Source organism: Myxacorys sp. (assembly GCF_059501405.1).
The window spans coordinates 45,305-63,734 of record NZ_JCACCM010000166.1 but is presented as its reverse complement, the minus strand read 5'-3'; the positions used below and the strand labels follow the sequence as shown (position 1 = coordinate 63,734).

16 protein-coding genes and 1 pseudogene are annotated in these 18,430 nt (G+C 48.5%); 6 read left to right on the top strand and 11 right to left on the bottom strand.

Annotation, left to right across the window (positions count from 1 at the left end):
- Positions 1-469 precede the first annotated feature (469 nt).
- Complete coding sequence (locus AC5I6P_RS23750; RefSeq protein ID WP_495696242.1) at positions 470-1,645, bottom strand: hypothetical protein; 1,176 nt, start codon at positions 1,643-1,645, stop codon at positions 470-472.
- 275 nt (positions 1,646-1,920) lie between these two features.
- On the opposite strand from AC5I6P_RS23750, the gene uvrB reads away from it, so the two are divergent.
- From uvrB to panB, 3 genes are all read left to right on the top strand, one after another.
- A complete protein-coding gene (uvrB, locus tag AC5I6P_RS23745) occupies positions 1,921-3,918 on the top strand; it encodes an excinuclease ABC subunit UvrB (RefSeq protein WP_495696241.1) in 1,998 nt (665 codons plus the stop codon).
- Positions 3,919-4,006: 88 nt separating this feature from the next.
- Positions 4,007-5,032 carry a ligand-binding sensor domain-containing protein gene (locus AC5I6P_RS23740; RefSeq protein ID WP_495696240.1) on the top strand — a complete coding sequence of 342 codons (1,026 nt, stop codon included), beginning with the start codon at positions 4,007-4,009 and terminating at the stop codon, positions 5,030-5,032.
- Positions 5,033-5,096: 64 nt separating this feature from the next.
- Complete coding sequence (gene panB / locus AC5I6P_RS23735; protein WP_495696239.1) at positions 5,097-5,873, top strand: 3-methyl-2-oxobutanoate hydroxymethyltransferase; 777 nt, start codon at positions 5,097-5,099, stop codon at positions 5,871-5,873.
- Positions 5,874-5,982: 109 nt separating this feature from the next.
- Here panB and AC5I6P_RS23730 read toward each other — a convergent pair whose 3' ends face one another.
- The 3 genes from AC5I6P_RS23730 to recA all read right to left on the bottom strand — a co-directional run bounded on the left by AC5I6P_RS23730 (position 5,983) and on the right by recA (position 10,373).
- Positions 5,983-7,587, bottom strand: a complete 1,605-nt coding sequence (locus tag AC5I6P_RS23730; RefSeq protein WP_495696238.1) for an NAD(P)H-quinone oxidoreductase subunit 4 — start codon at positions 7,585-7,587, stop codon at positions 5,983-5,985.
- Positions 7,588-8,281: 694 nt separating this feature from the next.
- Positions 8,282-9,019, bottom strand: coding sequence for a 2-phosphosulfolactate phosphatase family protein (locus AC5I6P_RS23725; RefSeq protein WP_495696237.1), 738 nt, complete (start codon positions 9,017-9,019; stop codon positions 8,282-8,284).
- Positions 9,020-9,302: 283 nt separating this feature from the next.
- On the bottom strand, positions 9,303-10,373 hold the full coding sequence (gene recA, locus AC5I6P_RS23720) for a recombinase RecA (protein WP_495696236.1): 1,071 nt from the start codon (positions 10,371-10,373) through the stop codon (positions 9,303-9,305).
- Positions 10,374-10,568: 195 nt separating this feature from the next.
- Here recA and xseA point away from each other — a divergent pair, with 195 nt between their 5' ends.
- Positions 10,569-11,822: an exodeoxyribonuclease VII large subunit gene (xseA, locus tag AC5I6P_RS23715; RefSeq protein WP_495696235.1), complete on the top strand. Its 1,254-nt coding sequence runs from the start codon at positions 10,569-10,571 to the stop codon at positions 11,820-11,822.
- A gap of 86 nt (positions 11,823-11,908) precedes the next feature.
- On the top strand, positions 11,909-12,133 hold the full coding sequence (gene xseB, locus AC5I6P_RS23710) for an exodeoxyribonuclease VII small subunit (RefSeq protein WP_495696234.1): 225 nt from the start codon (positions 11,909-11,911) through the stop codon (positions 12,131-12,133).
- Positions 12,134-12,149: 16 nt separating this feature from the next.
- Here the strand turns inward: xseB and AC5I6P_RS23705 are convergent.
- The 5 genes and pseudogenes from AC5I6P_RS23705 to radA all read right to left on the bottom strand — a co-directional run bounded on the left by AC5I6P_RS23705 (position 12,150) and on the right by radA (position 16,435).
- Positions 12,150-12,491: pseudogene (locus tag AC5I6P_RS23705) on the bottom strand (HepT-like ribonuclease domain-containing protein).
- A complete protein-coding gene (locus tag AC5I6P_RS23700; protein WP_495696233.1) occupies positions 12,488-12,775 on the bottom strand; it encodes a nucleotidyltransferase family protein in 288 nt (95 codons plus the stop codon). The pseudogene AC5I6P_RS23705 and the gene AC5I6P_RS23700 overlap by 4 nt, the downstream one beginning before the upstream one ends.
- Positions 12,775-13,983, bottom strand: a complete 1,209-nt coding sequence (locus tag AC5I6P_RS23695) for a DNA double-strand break repair nuclease NurA (protein WP_495696232.1) — start codon at positions 13,981-13,983, stop codon at positions 12,775-12,777. The genes AC5I6P_RS23700 and AC5I6P_RS23695 overlap by 1 nt, the downstream gene beginning before the upstream one ends.
- Before the next feature lie 73 nt (positions 13,984-14,056).
- A complete protein-coding gene (locus tag AC5I6P_RS23690; RefSeq protein ID WP_495696231.1) occupies positions 14,057-14,839 on the bottom strand; it encodes an HAD family hydrolase in 783 nt (260 codons plus the stop codon).
- 126 nt (positions 14,840-14,965) lie between these two features.
- On the bottom strand, positions 14,966-16,435 hold the full coding sequence (radA, locus tag AC5I6P_RS23685; protein WP_495696230.1) for a DNA repair protein RadA: 1,470 nt from the start codon (positions 16,433-16,435) through the stop codon (positions 14,966-14,968).
- A 173-nt stretch (positions 16,436-16,608) separates the two neighbouring features.
- On the opposite strand from radA, the gene rpaB reads away from it, so the two are divergent.
- Positions 16,609-17,340: a response regulator transcription factor RpaB gene (gene rpaB / locus AC5I6P_RS23680; RefSeq protein WP_162422093.1), complete on the top strand. Its 732-nt coding sequence runs from the start codon at positions 16,609-16,611 to the stop codon at positions 17,338-17,340.
- A gap of 40 nt (positions 17,341-17,380) precedes the next feature.
- On the opposite strand, the gene AC5I6P_RS23675 is transcribed toward rpaB, so the two are convergent.
- Positions 17,381-17,671: a hypothetical protein gene (locus tag AC5I6P_RS23675; RefSeq protein ID WP_495696229.1), complete on the bottom strand. Its 291-nt coding sequence runs from the start codon at positions 17,669-17,671 to the stop codon at positions 17,381-17,383.
- Between the two features lie 66 nt (positions 17,672-17,737).
- Entirely contained in the window at positions 17,738-18,346 is a 609-nt protein-coding gene (locus AC5I6P_RS23670) for a hypothetical protein (protein ID WP_495696228.1), read from the bottom strand.
- Between the last annotated feature and the right edge of the window lie 84 nt (positions 18,347-18,430).

Here is an 18,430-nt window from a genome sequence, read left to right as displayed (position 1 = left end):
CAGTGTTCATAGCCAATACTATTAATCAACGTAAGTACACTTAGTTTTATATAATTTTGTACTTCCTGTCATACACAAATTCAATCACAAAGTGTCATTTCGCGGTCGCTTCTTACTACTTCTTTAGGGTTTAGAGTTACGTCCAATCAGGATGCAGAAACTAAAGTCTGTTGCTTACTATAGAGGTTGCTAAGACAGAATTTCACTGCCGCGAATTTGATTGCATTTTAGACCAATAAGTTAGTAGTTGATATTTCAAAGAGCAAATTGGCGGATTTATTTACTCATTATTACTGATACTTTCATGCAAGTGAAATTAACTGGACTAGGGCTTGCGATCGCACAATAGCCTACTTGCGTTTTTGAAAGAATAATTACAGAAGCATAGTACAATCAAGATCGAGAGCAGGTTCACTGCTACCATTTCTTGAGTTGCATAATCATATAGAAACGGCAATGCGAACGACAACTAGCGGAGTTTCTTTCGATATTTGAATGCGGCAACCGATAGAAGAATACTGCATCCTGCAAACGATGCGATCGCGCCATCCGGTTCGGGTATAGGCTCCGGTGTTAGCAAATAGCCTTGCTCCTGCCCATTAACCAGTCCGGTTCCGATGATCTGTCCAGCATTATTAATCCGCGTTGCCGATGAAAGCGTCCATCCCGCCTCAATCGGCAGCTGAGTGTTGAGATCAACGAGGACACCATTTTCCCAAATCACCGCCCGTTGCTGTCCGTCAGATGTGTAGGAATAGCCCACGATTTGGCTACTGTTGTTGATACTATTGGCAACGCTTGCGAAGGGAAAAGGGCCACTGCTTCCCCCCAACGTTCCTAAATCTTGCCCGACCGTATTACGTTTAGGATCTGCCCAAAACATCGCTCGAAGCGGACTGCTGAGTGCCACGCCGATTGGACCGTAACCAACAACCTGTCCGCGATCGTTGATGCCCTTGGCTACGGTTTCTCGCGGAAAGCAATCCGTTGGGATTGGGCAATAAACGGTTCCGGTCAGAACGATCGCCTGTTGCTCCTCTTCAAAAATGCCAACACCTGGGCCACGACGACCTGAACCAAACCGCTGCCCCGCAATTTGACCTTGGTTATTAATGCCTGTAGCCGCCTCACCTCCATTGAATTCAAATTTACTACCATCAGGGTTTTGTCCCTGACTAAAGGAACCTGACGGAACCTGTACCCCATACAGAATTTGTCCGCGATCGTTAATGTCAATGGCAGTGGTTGTCGGACAGGCATAACCCACACAGGAAGCATTGAGGCTAATTTGAGAAACCGTTTTGCCATCAGTTAGAAAAACTCGATCTGAGCTGCGTGAGAAATCCAAAGGGGCATCGGTAGTGGGCTGACTAACGACCAGTCCGTCTCCTAAGATTTGCCCCGAATTGTTGATTGCTTTTGCGGCAAACGTCGTATTGGTGACGCCAAGCTGCGACTTTAAATCCGTTAGATTGCCGCTATTCCACACATACTGTCCTCCAACTACGTCGCCGCGATCGTTGAGATCGGCAGGCATAAACGGAATCTGTTGGACTGAGTAAAAGCTCGCCGCTGTAGCAGAGCCTGCGCCGAGCCATGCCAACAGATTTCCGGCTACGGTGACTAGGGCAAATCTCATCGACATAGCAACGCGTTAACTCTAAAGGATGCAGGTTTCAGCGTGTCAGCAAAGCTTAATTCCTGTCATCTCTCTGAAGACAAAATCCTGAGCGGCGTGGACTAGGACATTTGACATTTAGTTTAAGCCGTTACTCGCGAAACGGGGAGTGTGCTGACCGACAATTGGGTACGGGACTTGAGTACGGGAATCTGTTCAGAAATGGCTATCTCAACGACATTCCGCTTCGAGTAGAACTCGTTACACTAGAGAATGGTCGCCACATAACCTCTTCATCAACTATGGCAGATTTCAACATCCAAGCGCCGTTTGAACCGAAGGGCGATCAGCCAACCGCGATCGCAACACTCGCCAACTCCATTAACGCTGGGAATCGTTTTCAGACCCTCCTTGGTGCAACGGGAACCGGAAAAACGCATACGATCGCCAGGGTGATCGACAAGGTTGGTAAACCGACTCTGCTTTTAGCTCACAACAAAACGCTTGCTGCTCAGCTTTGTAACGAGTTGCGAGAATTCTTTCCTAATAACGCGGTCGAATATTTCATCAGTTACTACGACTACTATCAACCTGAAGCTTACGTTCCGGTCAGCGACACGTACATCGAAAAAACCGCATCGATCAACGATGAGATTGATATGCTGCGGCACTCCGCCACGCGATCGCTATTTGAGCGTAAAGATGTGATCGTCGTCGCCTCAATTAGCTGCATTTATGGCCTGGGAATTCCATCGGAATATTTGAATGCCTCGATTCCTCTGCGCGTAGGGGAAGAAATCAACCAGCGTCAGATCCTGCGCGATCTTGCCTCGGTGCAGTACACCCGCAATGATTTAGATTTAGGTCGCGGAAAGTTTCGCGTCAAGGGCGACGTATTAGAAATTGGACCTGCTTACGAAGATCGGATCATCCGCGTCGAATTTTTTGGCGATGAAATTGATGCCATTCGATATGTCGATCCGGTCACAGGCGCAACCTTGCAAAGCATGGAAGCCGTCAACGTCTATCCGGCTCGTCACTTTGTCACGCCAGAAGACCGGCTGCAATCGGCGTGCGATGAGATCGAATTAGAACTCAAACAACGCTTAGTCGAGCTAGAAACTAACGGAAAGCTACTCGAAGCCCAACGCTTAGAGCAACGCACTCGATACGATTTAGAAGTCTTGCGAGAAGTTGGGTTTTGCAATGGGGTTGAAAACTATTCTCGACACTTAGCCGGACGGGCAGCAGGAGAGTCGCCCGAATGCTTGATTGATTATTTTCCAAAAGATTGGCTGTTGGTGATTGACGAATCTCACGTCACAATCCCTCAGATTCGAGCGATGTATAACGGCGACCAAGCGCGAAAGAGCGTCTTGATCGAGCATGGCTTTCGCCTGCCGAGTGCTGCCGACAACCGTCCCCTCAAGGCAGAAGAATTTTGGGAAAAGGTGAACCAGTGCATATTCGTATCCGCGACTCCCGGAAACTGGGAGCTTGAAATCTCTGAAGATCACATTGCGGAGCAAGTGATTCGACCCACTGGCGTTCTCGATCCGGAAGTGTTTGTGCGCCCGACCAATGGGCAAGTCGATGATTTGTTGCACGAAATTCAAGAGCGCGTTGCAAAACACGAACGGACGCTGATCACGACGCTGACAAAGCGGATGGCAGAAGACTTAACAGAGTACTTTCAAGAGCGCGGCGTTCGCGTTCGCTACTTGCACTCGGAGATTACCTCCATCGAGCGAATCGAGATCCTACAGGATTTACGCGAAGGCATTTTTGATGTGTTGGTTGGTGTCAACTTGCTGAGAGAGGGACTGGATCTTCCCGAAGTCTCACTAGTCGCGATTTTAGACGCAGACAAAGAAGGATTTTTGCGGGCCGAACGATCGCTGATTCAAACGATCGGACGGGCAGCACGTCACGTCGAGGGCAAAGCGATTCTTTATGCTGATAACTATACGGACAGCATGGCGAAAGCGATCGAGGCAACGGAGCGCCGTCGTGAGATTCAGATGAAGTACAACGAAAAGCACGGCATTGTGCCAACACCCATTATCAAGAGATCTAGCAATGCGATCTTGTCGTTTCTAGACGTTTCTCGTCGATTAAATGCTCAAGAACTGGATCAAGTCTACGAACATGCCAACGACATTCCCCTTGAGAACATTCCGACTCTGATCACTCAGCTAGAGGCCCAGATGAAGGACGCCGCCAAAAAGATGGAGTTTGAGGACGCCGCTAAATACCGCGACAAAATCAAACACTTGCGCGATAAGCTGCTGGGGCATTAATACTTTCTACTCGCCAGCGTCTCTTTGCAGCATCGTTCCATCGCTTAGGGCACACTATGGCTGTTCAAGGGGCGATGGAGTATTAATTATGTTGGGTTTACCTGTGCGCATGGGGATCGGTCTCAGTTCTGTAGTGTTGGCTCTTGGTATTTCTTCTGTGACCCGCGCCCAAACGCTGCCTTATACTCCCATCGCTCCGCCGCCAATACCGACTACTTCTACCCAGGACAACAACGCTACCGAAGAATTTCGGGTCAGCGCCTCGCAGCGTGACTTTAAAGGAAACCTTTGGATTGCAACACCTTTTGGGGTTGCAAAACTTGACCCCAACACAGGTCGAGTGTTGGCAAGAGTGCCGCTCCCGAATCTTGCGATCGCCGCGATCGCGCAAGATCGTGTCGGGCGAATTTGGGTCGGAACTTACGAAGGCATTTGGCGCATCGATCCACGTACCAATCAGGTGACGGCTCAAACCATCACGCTTCCCTCTAACCGAGTATTATCGATGCTCGTCGATCAACGGGGCTATCTCTGGGTGGGAACCGACCAAGGCTTGGTCTTAGTCAGCCCAGACAAAGGACTTGTGATGACGACTTTGAAAGAACTACCCGGGGTCAGTGCCAATGCACTCAGCCTAGATTCTGAAGGTCAACTTTGGGTTGGTACATTAGAAGGACTTGTCCAAGTCGATACGGCCAGCGCTCAAGTCCTGCATGCAATGAGTGGAATCTCAGGCGGCTCTGTTCAGACCCTGGCGTTAGATTCTAAGGGTTCGCTATGGGCAGGCACTCCCAGTGGTTTAGTGGAAATTAATCCTCTAGACGGGAAAATTGTGCGATCGCTCACTCAATTGAGAGGACGAAATGTTCTATCCCTCGGAACCGATCAAGTGGGCAGCGTTTGGGCTGGAACGAGCCAAGGATTATTTCGGGTCAATCCTGGCAATGGTGCGATCGTCGGTCAGGTTCCAAACTTACCATCAAGCCGAGTACTGACCCTATCTCCTGACACAGGCAACAAACTTTGGGTCGGCACAACCGAAGGACTGGCGTGGGTCAGTATGACGACCTACCAAACCAAGCCTCACATCATGTTCAGCCATCGTTCCCCCTAACGAGCAGAGTAAAATAGAACTAATCTACCCGTAATTTGAGCAACTCCAAATTACGACTTACGCTATGCTTACTCCGCAGCAACTCATTCAGTGGAAGCAGCAAGGACGGGCGATCGCAGTCCTTACCGCTTGGGACTATGCCATTGCCCAGATTTTGGATCAAGCAGGCGTCGATGTGATCTTGGTCGGCGATTCGTTAGCAATGGTGGCCTTAGGACATGAAACAACACTGCCGCTCACACTAGAGGAAACACTGCATCACGCAAAAGCAGTTTGTCGCGGGGTCAAGCAGGCATTAGTGGTTGTCGATTTGCCATTCATGAGTTATCAAGAAAGTCCGCAGCAGGCAATTCGATCGGCAGGGCGTGTGCTGAAAGAAACTGGCGCAGGCGGCGTCAAGCTCGAAGGCGGTCATCCTGCGATGGCAGAAACCGTTGCTAAACTTGTTCACATTGGCATTCCGGTCATGGGACATGTTGGGTTAACGCCTCAGTCTGTCCGGCAAACAGGCTTTCGTCAGCAAGGAAAATCTAGTGAAGACCGTGAGCGGATTGTGGCAGAAGCGATCGCGCTCGAGCAAGCAGGCGCATTCTCGATTGTGTTAGAACACATTCCATCGGATCTAGCCAAAACAATTAGCGAGAAATTGGTGATTCCCACAATTGGGATCGGAGCGGGAAACCAATGCGATGGTCAAGTCCTTGTCACATCGGATGTGTTGGGGCTGGGCACATGGAAGCCAAAGTTTGCAAAGTCCTATCTCAATTTATATGAATTGATTACGACAGCGACGCAGGAGTATTGTGGCGAGGTGCGATCGCATCAATTCCCAGAAGCCTAATCACCATTGCACCACTTAAAAAATATGGGTTGGAGTTAGAAAACGTCTGGGTAAGTCTAAAAAAACCTGGAGGTTACCCCCCAGGCGTGCAGCAATATTTATGAGAGATTTACTTGACCATGCCTAAAAGCTCAGCATTTGCAGCAGGCAGCTTTGGCGCGATCGAAAACTGAGGCAAATCTTGATACGCTTGGCTAGCAATTACTGGAACTGCATTGCGCGCATGACTTGCAATCGCAACTGTTTTCACGTCATAAGTTTGAGTCGCCAGCTTTGGATATAAGCCGATCCCAATGATTGGCAGTAGCAGGCAAGCCGCAATGAAAAACTCTCTTGGCTTCGCATCTAACACAATGTTCTGCACAATCGCTTTGCCTTCTTTGCCGTAGAACATTTCGCGCAGCATCGAAAGCAGGTAAATCGGCGTAATGATCAGACCCACCGCTGCTAGTAGAACCACAACTCCCTTAAAGGCAGAAGTGTAAGCATCGCTCGTGGTGAAGCCTAAGAAAATTGCCAATTCCCCGACAAAGCCGCTCATTCCAGGCAACGCCAAGGATGCCATTGAACACATGGTAAATAGAGCAAAGGTTGTCGGCATCTTCTTCGCCAATCCGCCCATGTCATCCATGTTGAGGGTGTGGGTGCGATCGTAGACAATTCCAGCCAAGAAGAACAACGCGGGTGCAATCAATCCGTGGGAGAGCATTTGTAGCACTGCCCCATTCATACCCAATTCAGTAAATGAGGCAATTCCCAACAGCACAAAGCCCATGTGAGAGATCGACGAATACGCCATCCGACGCTTCAGATTTCGCTGAGCAAAAGACGCCAATGCTCCGTAAATAATATTGACAATACCGAGAATCGCCAGAATTGGGGCGAAGTAAACATGAGCATGAGGCAACATTTCCACATTCATGCGAATGAGGGCATAGCCACCCATCTTTAGCAATACTCCAGCCAGAATCATCGAAACCGGAGCCGATGCTTCACCATGAGCATCCGGTAACCATGTGTGAAGCGGGAAGATAGGTAACTTGACGCCATAGGCAATCAACAGTCCAGCATAAACACACAGCTCAAACGGCAAGGAGTATTCCTTCAAGCCCAACTCATGCAGGTTAAAGGTAACCACATCGCCCGAAAATGCCATTGCTAAAGCAGCGACCAGAATGAAGATAGAACCAACTGCCGTATAAAGAATAAATTTAGTACCTGCGTAGAGCCGCTTCGGGCCACCCCAAATCGAAATCAGGATGTAGACCGGAACCAGTTCAACTTCCCACATGAGAAAGAACTGAATCATATCTTGAGCGCAGAAAACGCCAATCTGAGCGGAATACATCACTAGCATCAGAAAATAAAAAAGCCTGGGCTTTTCTTTCACCTGCCAGGCTGCCAGCATCGATAAAGTTGTAACTAATCCCGCTAAAACAACCAGCGGCATCGAGATTCCATCCACCGCAACCGACCAATTAATACCAACTTGTGGCACCCAAGCATAGCTCTCAGCCAATTGGAAGTCAGGATTTTGAAAGTCGTAGTGGCTCCAAACCGCGTAGACCAAGAGCGCAAAATCAAGCAGTCCAACGCCCAAAGCGTACCAGCGTACTGTTTTGCCTTGTTTGTCTGGCAGGATCGGGATTAAGAGAGAGGCTACCAGGGGCAGCAGGATTAGGGTCGTTAGCCAAGGAAAAGAGGTACTCACCATGAGAACTGAAACCAGGTTTGTAGGGATGTAGAGAGGTCGGTTCGATGTGAAGCACACCTAATCAATCCGCAGAGAGGCTCGTGTATCGGGTGAAGCAAGAGGCTGTAGTGTGCCAAATCTTTAGATCGATAGTGAGCTAGGCAGGATTCGCGGGTGAATCGAAGTGTCTCAAGGCGAGGCGGTGACTATCCACAAATCCCGCAATTCAATAAACCAAAAGGCTTTATTGAGCGGATCGAGAAAGGAGGAGGTTAACCCAATGAGGATTAATACCTACTGACCCATCTTACTCTAGTTTGATGAAGTTTATTAAACTTTAAAAACAGAGTGTGACGGTTTTTTGATTGAAAGTTTGCGTTTAAGAAGGCGCGATCGCTGAATTTGCCGATCCAGTAAGCTATGAAACTAATCCCTCTCGGCTGAAAGCGTCTACTTTCACGCTGCTTAACAATCGTTCACATTATAGGCGTGTGTTTTTGAATCGCGTAAAAACTTAATATTTGGCTAAATCCTTGATAGGCAAACCGTTCCGTCTATAAGATTAGGCATAGAAAAAGAGAGGCAAGCACTTGCCTCTCTTTTTTAGTTGAAACAGAACTTTACTTAAGGTTCTTGCGAAAAGTTCTAATGATACCTAAATTCATCAGCTGCCAAAAATTGGCACTCTTATCGCCCTAGCTGAAACTTCCTCAGACTAGCTGTTTTTCACCAACACTCCAATCTCACGCTGAATTGGCACAACATCTAGCACATCTAATCCTGCGCAATATTTCAAATCGTCATGGCAGTCGAGTTTAAGCAAGCGCTTACCGTGACTGGCATAGTGCAAGAGTTCCAATAAATTCTCTTTCCACTGCTGATAGAGAGTCACTGCGCCCACGACTTCATCGTTGCCCGTGATCTCCTCTAGTGAGCAATCAAGCCTTTCAGCTAGAGTATGCGCGATCGCACCTGCACAGACTGTATCTTCTAACGCAAACGAGCCTTCCCATCCTGCGTTCACAATCCATACGGTATCCGGTTGCTGCTTGAGCAAATATTCAACGATCGCCTTGCGGTTAATCAACGCTGCCGCTAAAACGGTTGGCGATGCCTGAATCTTCTGAAGCGCTCGCGTTCCATTCGTTGTGCTAATGAAAAGACGCTTTTCATTCATTAACTGAGGCGTGCAGTCAAGCGGAGAATTTCCTAAATCGCAGCCTACCACCTTGCTGCCACCGCGCTCGCCTGCCCGTAACCGTTTCTCTGGCATCCAGCTTTCGCTTTCATGCATCAGCTTGTCCAGATCGCTAAAGACTTGAACCGCTTCGGCTCCTACCGCTAATGCCGTTGCGATCGTGCTTGTTGCTCTCAACACATCGATTGCGATCGCGCAATCAGCATAATTTTGGTCAGGAGTGAGTTCAGGAGTATGAAAAACGCAAAGTTTCATAGTGTCAAAAAGACTGCGGAGCAAAGGTATACGGATTAAGCAGTGATGTAGAAGCCGGAAATTGTCACAGTTTCAGAATACTGGATACTTCGCGGATCAACGCAACTATTCTTAATCCATAACAATAGAGTAAAAGCAATGCTTGTAACACTCAGAATTGGTTTTTCCTCAAGTTTGATTCCTAATACTCGAAAGGGTAGGCAACCGCCTACCCTTGTACTCTTTAAACCATCAACTTAAAGCATCAACGCGCTTTTGCAAGTTTCTGTGAGGCAAACTGCGCTTATTCTTCTAGCTCATCATCGTCGATATCATGCTCATCGACTATGCCAACCGTGTTCGCCGAAACCTCTGCGCCCATTTCTAGCTTCTCGCGCACCAGTTTCTCAACTTCCACGGCAAACTCAGGCTTTTCTTCCATGTACTTAATGGCATTGTCGCGACCTTGGCTAATATTGTCGCCGTTGTAGCTATACCAAGCCCCCTTGCGAACCACAACGCCCGTTTCTTCTGCCATGTCAATCAGGCAGCCCAAGGTCGAGATACCCTTACCAAAGATGATGTCAAACTCCGCAATACGGAATGGCGGCGCGACTTTATTCTTCGCGACTTTCACCTTGGCGCGAGTGCCATACTCTTCGTTGCCCTTCTTCAGCGTTTGAATCCGGCGAATGTCGAGTCGCACCGAGGCGTAATACTTCAGCGCTTGTCCACCCGTGGTCGTCTCAGGGCTACCATAAGTAACGCCAATCTTCTGACGCAACTGGTTGATAAATACCACCGTACAGCCAGACTTACCAATGTTTCCGGTAATCTTGCGCAAGGCTTGGCTCATCAGACGCGCTTGCAGACCCATGTGAGAATCGCCCATCTCACCTTCAATCTCAGCGCGAGGAACGAGAGCGGCTACCGAGTCGATGACCACGATGTCTACCGCCGTCGATCGCACCAACTGATCAACGATTTCTAACGCAGCTTCTCCAGTATCCGGCTGAGACACTAACAGATTATCAATGTCTACCCCTAAGTTAGCGGCATACGCCGGGTCAAGGGCATGTTCTGCATCGACATACGCGGCTACGCCACCAGCTTTCTGAACTTCTGCCACGGCATGAAGCGCGATCGTCGTTTTACCCGAACTTTCAGGACCGTAAACCTCAATCACTCGACCTTTGGGCAAGCCACCACCAAGTGCTAGATCCAGCGTCAGTGCGCCACTCGAGATCGTTTCCACCTTCATTCGGGTGGCATCGCCCAAGCGCATAATGCTGCCTTTACCGAAGTTGCGCTCAATTTGAGTCAGCACCATGGTTAGTGCTTTTTGCTTATCAGAACTCTCTGTTTTTGTTGCCATTAGCGCCTCAGAAAATGAAAGTATGGGGTGGGGGAAAGAATGGTCGAGGTTAGGTATGACTAATATCTAACAACTAAGATGAAGGACGAACAACTCATTCTCAATCTTATGTAGCATGGAAGCAGCTATTCTACGATTTGCTCAGTAAAGTTGCTCGGTAAGGTGTAAATCTGCTCTTCTTCCAGGGTACACACGATGACCTCTAATTTGCCGTCTTTACTGGTGCCAGATACCGCCCTTTCTGTGGCGGGTCTCACGGCATACATCCAACTCCTGCTCGAGGAAGATGATCAGCTGCGCCAAGTTTGGATCACGGGAGAAGTATCGAGCGCAACGCAATACAAGAGTGGCTTGTTTTTCACGCTGCAAGACCCGGATGCTAAAGCCGCAATTAGTTGTGTGATCTGGAACAGTCAGTTGCATAAGTTAGCGACGTTACCGGTTCAGGGAGAGCAGTTTATTTTGCTGGGTCGGGTGCATGTACAACCCCATCGTGGTACTTACCAATTGATTGTGTGGCAAGCCCTGCCCGCAGGAGAAGGGTTAAGAGCATTGCGCTACCGCCAACTGCGGGATCGCTTAGAGGCAGAAGGACTGTTCGACCCAGAGCGAAAGCGTCCTCTACCGCTTCATCCGCAAACTGTAGCCGTTGTCACCTCACCCCAAGCTGCAGCTTGGGGTGATATCCAACGCACTCTAAAGCGCCGCTATCCAGGATTGCGTGTCCTGTTCTCTCCGGCACTTGTCCAAGGAGATCAGGCTCCTGCGTCTATTGTGGCTGCGATCGCTCGAGTCGAACGCGATAATAGAGCAGATGTACTAATTCTATCACGCGGTGGCGGTGCGAGCGAGGATATGGCCTGTTTTGATCATGAAATTGTGGTACGAGCGGTGGCAAACTGCCCCATTCCGGTGATTGCGGGGATTGGGCATCAGCGTGACGAGTCGTTGGCGGATTTAGCAGCGGATGTTCATGTCCACACGCCCACTGCTGCTGCTGAACTCGCGGTTCCTTGTCTTGCAGATTTGCGGGTTGAGCATGGGGAGCGGCTAAACGCGTTAAACCAGGCTGTGAACAGATATCTGAGCAGTGAGCGCGATCGCGTGCAGACAATGCGCGATCGCTTCGGTCGATTAAAGCTCGATCGGCTGCTTAAACAAGAGTATCAAGTCGTGTCCTGGCTACAGCAACGGCTGATTCAATCTACTCAACGTCGCTTTCAATCCGCGCAGCAACATCATCAGATGCTGCAAGAAAAATTGACGACTCTTGATCCTCAAGCCGTCTTGCAGCGAGGCTATGCGGTTGTAAGGCAGGGGAACGGCGGAATTGTCCGATCAATCAATGATGTAAATCAGAACGAAAATTTAACCATTCAACTTGGTCAAGGGCACATTAAGGTTACAGTCACGGATGTATCAGGTGCTTCACCCAAGTTCTCTAAATAGGGACTAACAAAGAAGAGAACGCCCACTTCGCTTGTTTTTGGGGTAACGTATGGCTAAGTCCCAAAACTGCTGCTAAGGTAACTCGCTTGCCATCTTCACCTGATTACGAGCATTGGAATTACGAAAGAACGGTTGCTAGAGTTGAAGAAATTTTGACAAGAATTGAATCTGGCGAACTAGACCTTGCGGCTGTTTTTGAAGAGTTTTCTGCGGCAGTTGAATACTTACGCCAATGCGAATCTTTTCTAGCAGAACGGCAGAAGCAAGTCGATTTGCTAATTGAGACGTTGACCGACGAAGCTGAGTTTTAGTAACCAGATTAATTGCCTAAATATTACAGACTTCTTCTGTAATGGCCTCGATTGTTAACTTCAAGTCGGGTAAGTAATTTTCAATAATGTTCCATACCACCTCGAGGTCAATATCTAGATACTGATGTGTTAGTAGATTTCAGAAATCAGCAATTCGCCTCCAGTTGAGTTCAGGGTGTGCTGCTTTCCACTCATTAGGTAGGCGCTGAGTTGATTTGCACAATGTTTGCAAATTTCTAATAACGGCATCTTGGGTCTTCAAATTCTTTAGGAATCCAGCTTTTCCTTCTATTAAGTAGCTTTCAATTCTTACAATGCAATCGCGAATGTAGATCAGATAAACTCGCTTATCTTTCATAATGGTTTCGCCTCTTCCAAGACACGATCGCGGATAAAGTAATGCACCGCTCTTGCAGTTACAACATCAACTTTTCGACCTAATAAATCCTCAAGCTCGTGAATTAAGCCTGTCGGAAACCAAGGACTTAGTTTTTCGCCCAAATCAATTAAGAAATCAACATCACTCTCTGACGTTGCCTCTCCACTAACTACAGAGCCAAACACTCGAACATTTCTGGCACCATGTTTTGCCGCGATCGCTAATATTTCATCCCGCTTCTCTTGCAGATCCTGAAAGTCCATTACGCAATGCTGCCTCGCTTACGAGTTTCTTTATAAGACGTTCCTACATTTTTGAGTCCAGCTCGAATCATTTGTTGTTCTAGCAGTGCGAAGAATCGAGCACGATCGCCGCCTCTTACCACCGCTTGATTATGCGCTTCTGCCAAGGCTACCGGATAGCCATAACCCTTTTGAACTTGGGCTAACACAAGACTTAATGCTGAATCTAACATCTCGCGATCGCCCGCCACCCAGCCCGGAACCTCGACCCGCGCAATCTCGCTACCCACATGCACATAGCAGAAATGAATCGCATGATCTCCGTAAAACTCTTGAATTCGTGCCGAACTTTTCCATAAGGGACTGCGCTGTCCAGGCTGTAACAGTCTTCCCCACAACGCTGTGTCTTTTAAGGGATCAAGCACTTGGCATGGGGCACGGTTAGAAGACGCTTCGCGACCTGTTTGTCCGGCACAATGAGAGGCGCAATCAGGGGCAAGATAGGCGCAACTCTGAAGCCGCAGGAAATTTAACGCTTCACCACTGCGAGACGCACTAATGTATCCAACTAGCGGAACGTCTAGCGATCGCAGCTTATCCCATGCCTCCAAAATCGGCGTCAGGATCTGATCCCGCGCTTCAGTAGGCAATGGTTCTAGAAACCAGTACAGTAGTGAGCCATCGACGAGCGCGATCGCAGGCGCTAAGCGATCGCGGTCTTCTTCGACTAACGCTTCCGCCAATTCTGCCAGCACACACGCTTCTTGAGTTGTACGCTTGTATCCCATCCATTCTTCAGTCCTGATGCCCCACTGCCGCGACGCATAGAGATCTTCAGAACGATAAAACGCTTCGGGCAAGCTATCCAATAGAGGAAATTTGCTTTGACCGTAATGTAGAACAATGCGCCCAATGTTGATTAGATAGCAGTATGCAATTTCGTGATGACTTGGCGCAATCTGAGAACCATCCGTAGCAATGACTGTGTGAGCCGATGGAGCTAAGTCAACATCGATCCGGCTATTTAGCGATTCAATCGGTTCGGCAGCGGTGAATATGAAGCGATCGCGCCACGTTTTTTGCATCTCTACTAGTTCAGATTGCCGCTCAGAAGCTTGTGCCATCAGCAGTTCGGCTCGTTCAATTCGTTGACGAGTTGCCGTTGCCTCCACCGTTAAGTGCTGGCTAATGCCTTGCATTTGCTGAGCTAGTTTGGTGAGATCCAGCATTCGCTTACTACCAGTTCCTTTGCACTAGTAGCATAGCGCTTTGCTATTTGTTTAGGAACTAATTACAGCAGGATCATCGCCATACAGAAAAATCCTGACAAAACTGATCCAGCGAAAGGAGATGAATTCGATTATCTTTGAATGCTGCTTGTCGTTCTTCAGGAGTGTTATACCCCCAATTCGCAAGAAAAAGCTCTACCGTTTCTAGCTGAGGTTGATGTTGCACAACTTGCAATGTTTTTAATCGATCTTCAATAAACCAAATCACCGAGTCATCGCCATATTTCTCTTGCAACTCTTGCAAAATTTGATACTTCGAGCGTTTTGCCTCTTTACCGTAAATTTGAGAATCTGAAAAATTTAATCCTTGCTGTTGCAGTAGCTGTTGGATAAAACGCCCTTCTTTAGTGCTAATAATGACAGAGTTTGTTGAACGAGCAATGGCTTTTTGAAGTCGCTGAAGTACACCTGGATAAAATCGATGTTCTGCCAACCAGCTATCTAAATCAGATGCGATCCACTGATCTCGAATGGTATCTACAATAGCGCTGACTTCCAAAGGTTTCAATTCATGCTCGGCGATGATTTCCGATGCGATCGCGGCCCATCGCTCTAAGATCTCATCTTCATTCGTTTTCAATATCAATGCCCGCAGCAAAACTGGCATTTCCCAACCACTTTCGACGACAGGGCGCAATCGGTAAAAGCTTTCATCAAGACCTTGTGGTGGAGCCGTCTGATCGAGTTGCCAAATCTGGCAGTATGCTCTCCACGCCGTTTGAAAATACTCTTTCAACCCATCACAAATCACACCATCAAAGTCGAGTGCTAAAAGAGTAGGATTGCTTGCCCGCATAATTTCTCAGAAATCGTTGTCCTCTCACCCTACCGCATTCCCAATCCTTCAATTGGATAATCAATTCTTAAAGGCTTTCTCTAGATTAAGTACTAGAGGAGCGATCCGAAGAATCGCTCCTCTAATTCACTCTTCCAAATTTGGCTCTTCTGGCTCACGGCTACGACTACCCGCCAGAGCCGCCGCCATCGCATCTACGACTCGCGACACCTGGACGACCTCTAGCCCAACGTCTTTATAGCTCGATCCCTTCGGAACAATTGCCCGCGTGAAGCCAAGTTTAGACGCTTCTTTGAGCCGGAGTTCCATCTGAGAAACGGGGCGAACTTGTCCGCCTAGCCCCACTTCACCAATCACAACCGTATGGGGATCGATGATGCGATCGCGGAAACTTGCCGCTACTGCCACCGCCACTCCCAAATCTGCTGCGGGTTCTCCCACGTTTAAACCGCCGGACGACGCAACATAGGCATCAAGTTTAGACAACGGAATGCCAACCCGCTTCTCCAGCACCGCGAGAATTTGTAGCAGACGGTTGTACTCAATTCCAGTTGTTGAGCGGCGGGGTGAACTATAGCTTGTCGCACTGACAAGCGCTTGCAGTTCGACGACGATCGGGCGGGTTCCTTCACATGCCACAATGGTGGCGGTTCCCGAAGACCCTTCTTCCCGGTTGCCTAAAAACAGTTCCGATGGATTGGTGACTTCTTCTAAGCCCTGATCCACCATCTCGAAAACGCCGATCTCGTGCGTCGCCCCAAACCGATTCTTCACCGATCGCAGCAACCGATGGCTGGCGAAACGATCGCCTTCAAAATACAGAACTGTATCAACGAGGTGTTCGAGGACTTTCGGACCTGCGATCGCGCCTTCTTTGGTCACGTGTCCCACAATAAACAGCGTAATGTTCTGCTGCTTTGCCACTCGCATCAAAATGGACGTACATTCCCGAACCTGTGACACCGATCCCGGCGCTGACGTTAGCGCACTATAGTAAAGCGCTTGAATACTGTCGATAATGGCAACTCTCGGTTTTAGCGACTCCAGTTCTTCCAGAATCGTATCCAAATCAATTTCCGGCAGAAGGTAAAGATTGGATGGGTCTGCTTCTTGGTCTCCCTTATCTCCCTTAATTCCCAGCCGTTGCGCCCTCAGCTTCACCTGCTGCCCCGATTCTTCTGCACAAACATAAAGCGTGGGATATCGCGTAGACAACTGATTTGCGGTTTGCAGCAACAGCGTCGATTTGCCAATTCCAGGGTCGCCGCCAATCAGCACTAGCGACCCTGGAACAATTCCACCCCCTAACACGCGATCGAGTTCGGTATAGCCCGACGCCAACCGAGCTTCAGTGTGATCCGAAATTTCCGTAAGTTTTAAGGCAGAAACGGCGTGAGCAGGGCTATTCTTAGTCGAAGTACGCCCGTTGCCACCATTGACGCTGCGAACACGAGTTGCCGTAGCAGTCTGCGCGGCAGGGCGAGCAACCTGTTCTTCTAGCGAATTCCACGTTCCACAGGAGGGACATCGACCAAAATATTGAGACGATTCCGCTCCGCATTCATTACAAACAAAGGTCGATCGTACTTTTGGCATTTGCAAAAATTAATATTAGGTTGCTCTGCAAATCAGGTAAACATTAAGAAACTCTGAAGCTCAGCCAGAATAAGGTTTTTACGCCCTCAAAATGAAGAAACGAGTTACTATCTTTAATGATAAAGTACAAAAATTAAGGTTTATAGATTTGACTTCAAGGAGCGTTGCAAAACTTGGAAACTCATAAAGAAAAGATCTTGGTGGTCGATGACGAGGCAAGTATTCGCCGCATTCTCGAAACTCGCCTTTCTATGATTGGATACGATGTCGTAACGGCAGCAGATGGTGAGGAAGCCCTTGATACGTTTCGTAATGCCGATCCCGATCTAGTCGTTCTCGATGTGATGATGCCAAAGCTCGATGGCTATGGCGTTTGTCAAGAACTCCGCAAAGAGTCGGATGTGCCGATCATTATGCTGACGGCATTGGGAGATGTTGCCGATCGCATCACGGGGCTAGAACTTGGCGCAGATGATTACGTGGTCAAACCGTTTTCTCCAAAAGAACTCGAAGCGCGAATCCGCTCGGTTTTGCGCCGGGTGGATAAGACAGGGGTTACGGGTATTCCTAGCTCTGGTGTGATTCACATCAACAGCATTCGGATTGATACCAACAAGCGCCAAGTCTACAAAGGGGATGAACGAATTCGTCTGACAGGTATGGAATTCAGCTTGCTAGAACTCCTCGTCAGCCGGTCTGGAGAACCCTTCTCTCGGTCAGAGATTCTGCAAGAGGTTTGGGGTTACACCCCTGAGCGACACGTCGATACTCGTGTAGTAGACGTTCACATTTCTCGTTTGCGTGCCAAGCTTGAAGATGATCCTAGCAACCCAGAACTAATTTTGACAGCTAGAGGAACGGGTTATCTATTCCAAAGAATTTTGGAGCCTGGGGAGATCGAATAAGGTTGCTGCCAGCTTTGGCGCTCCATGCTTGACTTGAAATCTATAGCTGTTCAGAGCTTGTAACCGTAATTTGTCTAGGCAAGTAATCGGTTCCAAGCTTTTTTGCACAGAAGCCTATCGAGATGGTTTGGTTAGGCTGCACATTGCGCCCCCACGCTGGAGGCGCGACCGTGTAGTGTGAATTTTGTTTCTCATACCAAATTGCACTGACCAAATTACACTGAGAAGATGGCAGACAACGTTGAAGAACTTGCAAAAAGTGCTGCCGATTGTAAATTACTTGCTCAAACGCGATGGCCAACGAGGCGATCCGAGCGATCGCGATTAGCAACGATGAGATTAGACCTGATAAAACAGAAGAAAGGGTAGTGACTGCACTACCCTTTTTAAGATTGAATTACTTTTTTTCAGCACTCTCAATGTCGATTGCATAACGAGCGATCGCTAGGGTAATTCGTGCCTTCTCGGTTTCAGAAAGGTCTTCCCACGCCGCCGAACGCATATTGTTTGCTGGATCCTCGCCTCGCATTGAGTAAGCAAAAGGACGCGCCAGAACTTGCAAATCATCTTCTGCCCACCCAGGCAGCACGTCCTGCACACACTGCACTAACTGATCGGCGAGCGCGATGGAGGTCTGCGCCACTTGCTGAGCTTGCTGTGCGATGGCATTTAATAAATCCTGAGGAACATTGGCAAACTTGTGTGATAGCGAAGTTTGCAGAGTTGTTACCGAGAACAACTGATCGATATGGTTGAACAGAGACTGCGATCGCTCGGCGACGTCTTGATCCGATAGCTCCAAAGTAAGCGCTTGCTCTAAATCATTGAAGAATGATTCTGACGCTGGATCGGCAGGATTCCAGGGATAAGGAAGTTTGCTCTTTGGCTGATCTAGTACCTCAAACTCATCTCCGTTCCACGTCACGCCTTCTGCTTTGAGCAGCGCATCGAGAAGATCTTGCTCCACATTAATTGAGCGATTAGAACGACTTGCTTCCTTACTCATAGCTGATGAATCCCGCGTCCACGAATTAAATTAGGTTTGCTTTCTAGAGCTACAGACTGCCCAACCTCGATTCCGTAACTGATC

Excerpts from the sequence above, each read along its gene's own strand:
- AC5I6P_RS23750 (WP_495696242.1), bottom strand. The coding sequence starts at position 1,645 with ATGTCGATGAGATTTGCCCTAGTCACCGTAGCCGGAAATCTGTTGGCA.
- uvrB (WP_495696241.1), top strand. The coding sequence starts at position 1,921 with ATGGCAGATTTCAACATCCAAGCGCCGTTTGAACCGAAGGGCGATCAG.
- AC5I6P_RS23740 (WP_495696240.1), top strand. The coding sequence starts at position 4,007 with ATGTTGGGTTTACCTGTGCGCATGGGGATCGGTCTCAGTTCTGTAGTG.
- panB (WP_495696239.1), top strand. The coding sequence starts at position 5,097 with ATGCTTACTCCGCAGCAACTCATTCAGTGGAAGCAGCAAGGACGGGCG.
- AC5I6P_RS23730 (WP_495696238.1), bottom strand. The coding sequence starts at position 7,587 with ATGGTGAGTACCTCTTTTCCTTGGCTAACGACCCTAATCCTGCTGCCC.
- AC5I6P_RS23725 (WP_495696237.1), bottom strand. The coding sequence starts at position 9,019 with ATGAAACTTTGCGTTTTTCATACTCCTGAACTCACTCCTGACCAAAAT.
- recA (WP_495696236.1), bottom strand. The coding sequence starts at position 10,373 with ATGGCAACAAAAACAGAGAGTTCTGATAAGCAAAAAGCACTAACCATG.
- xseA (WP_495696235.1), top strand. The coding sequence starts at position 10,569 with ATGACCTCTAATTTGCCGTCTTTACTGGTGCCAGATACCGCCCTTTCT.
- AC5I6P_RS23700 (WP_495696233.1), bottom strand. The coding sequence starts at position 12,775 with ATGGACTTTCAGGATCTGCAAGAGAAGCGGGATGAAATATTAGCGATC.
- AC5I6P_RS23695 (WP_495696232.1), bottom strand. The coding sequence starts at position 13,983 with ATGCTGGATCTCACCAAACTAGCTCAGCAAATGCAAGGCATTAGCCAG.
- AC5I6P_RS23690 (WP_495696231.1), bottom strand. The coding sequence starts at position 14,839 with ATGCGGGCAAGCAATCCTACTCTTTTAGCACTCGACTTTGATGGTGTG.
- radA (WP_495696230.1), bottom strand. The coding sequence starts at position 16,435 with ATGCCAAAAGTACGATCGACCTTTGTTTGTAATGAATGCGGAGCGGAA.
- AC5I6P_RS23670 (WP_495696228.1), bottom strand. The coding sequence starts at position 18,346 with ATGAGTAAGGAAGCAAGTCGTTCTAATCGCTCAATTAATGTGGAGCAA.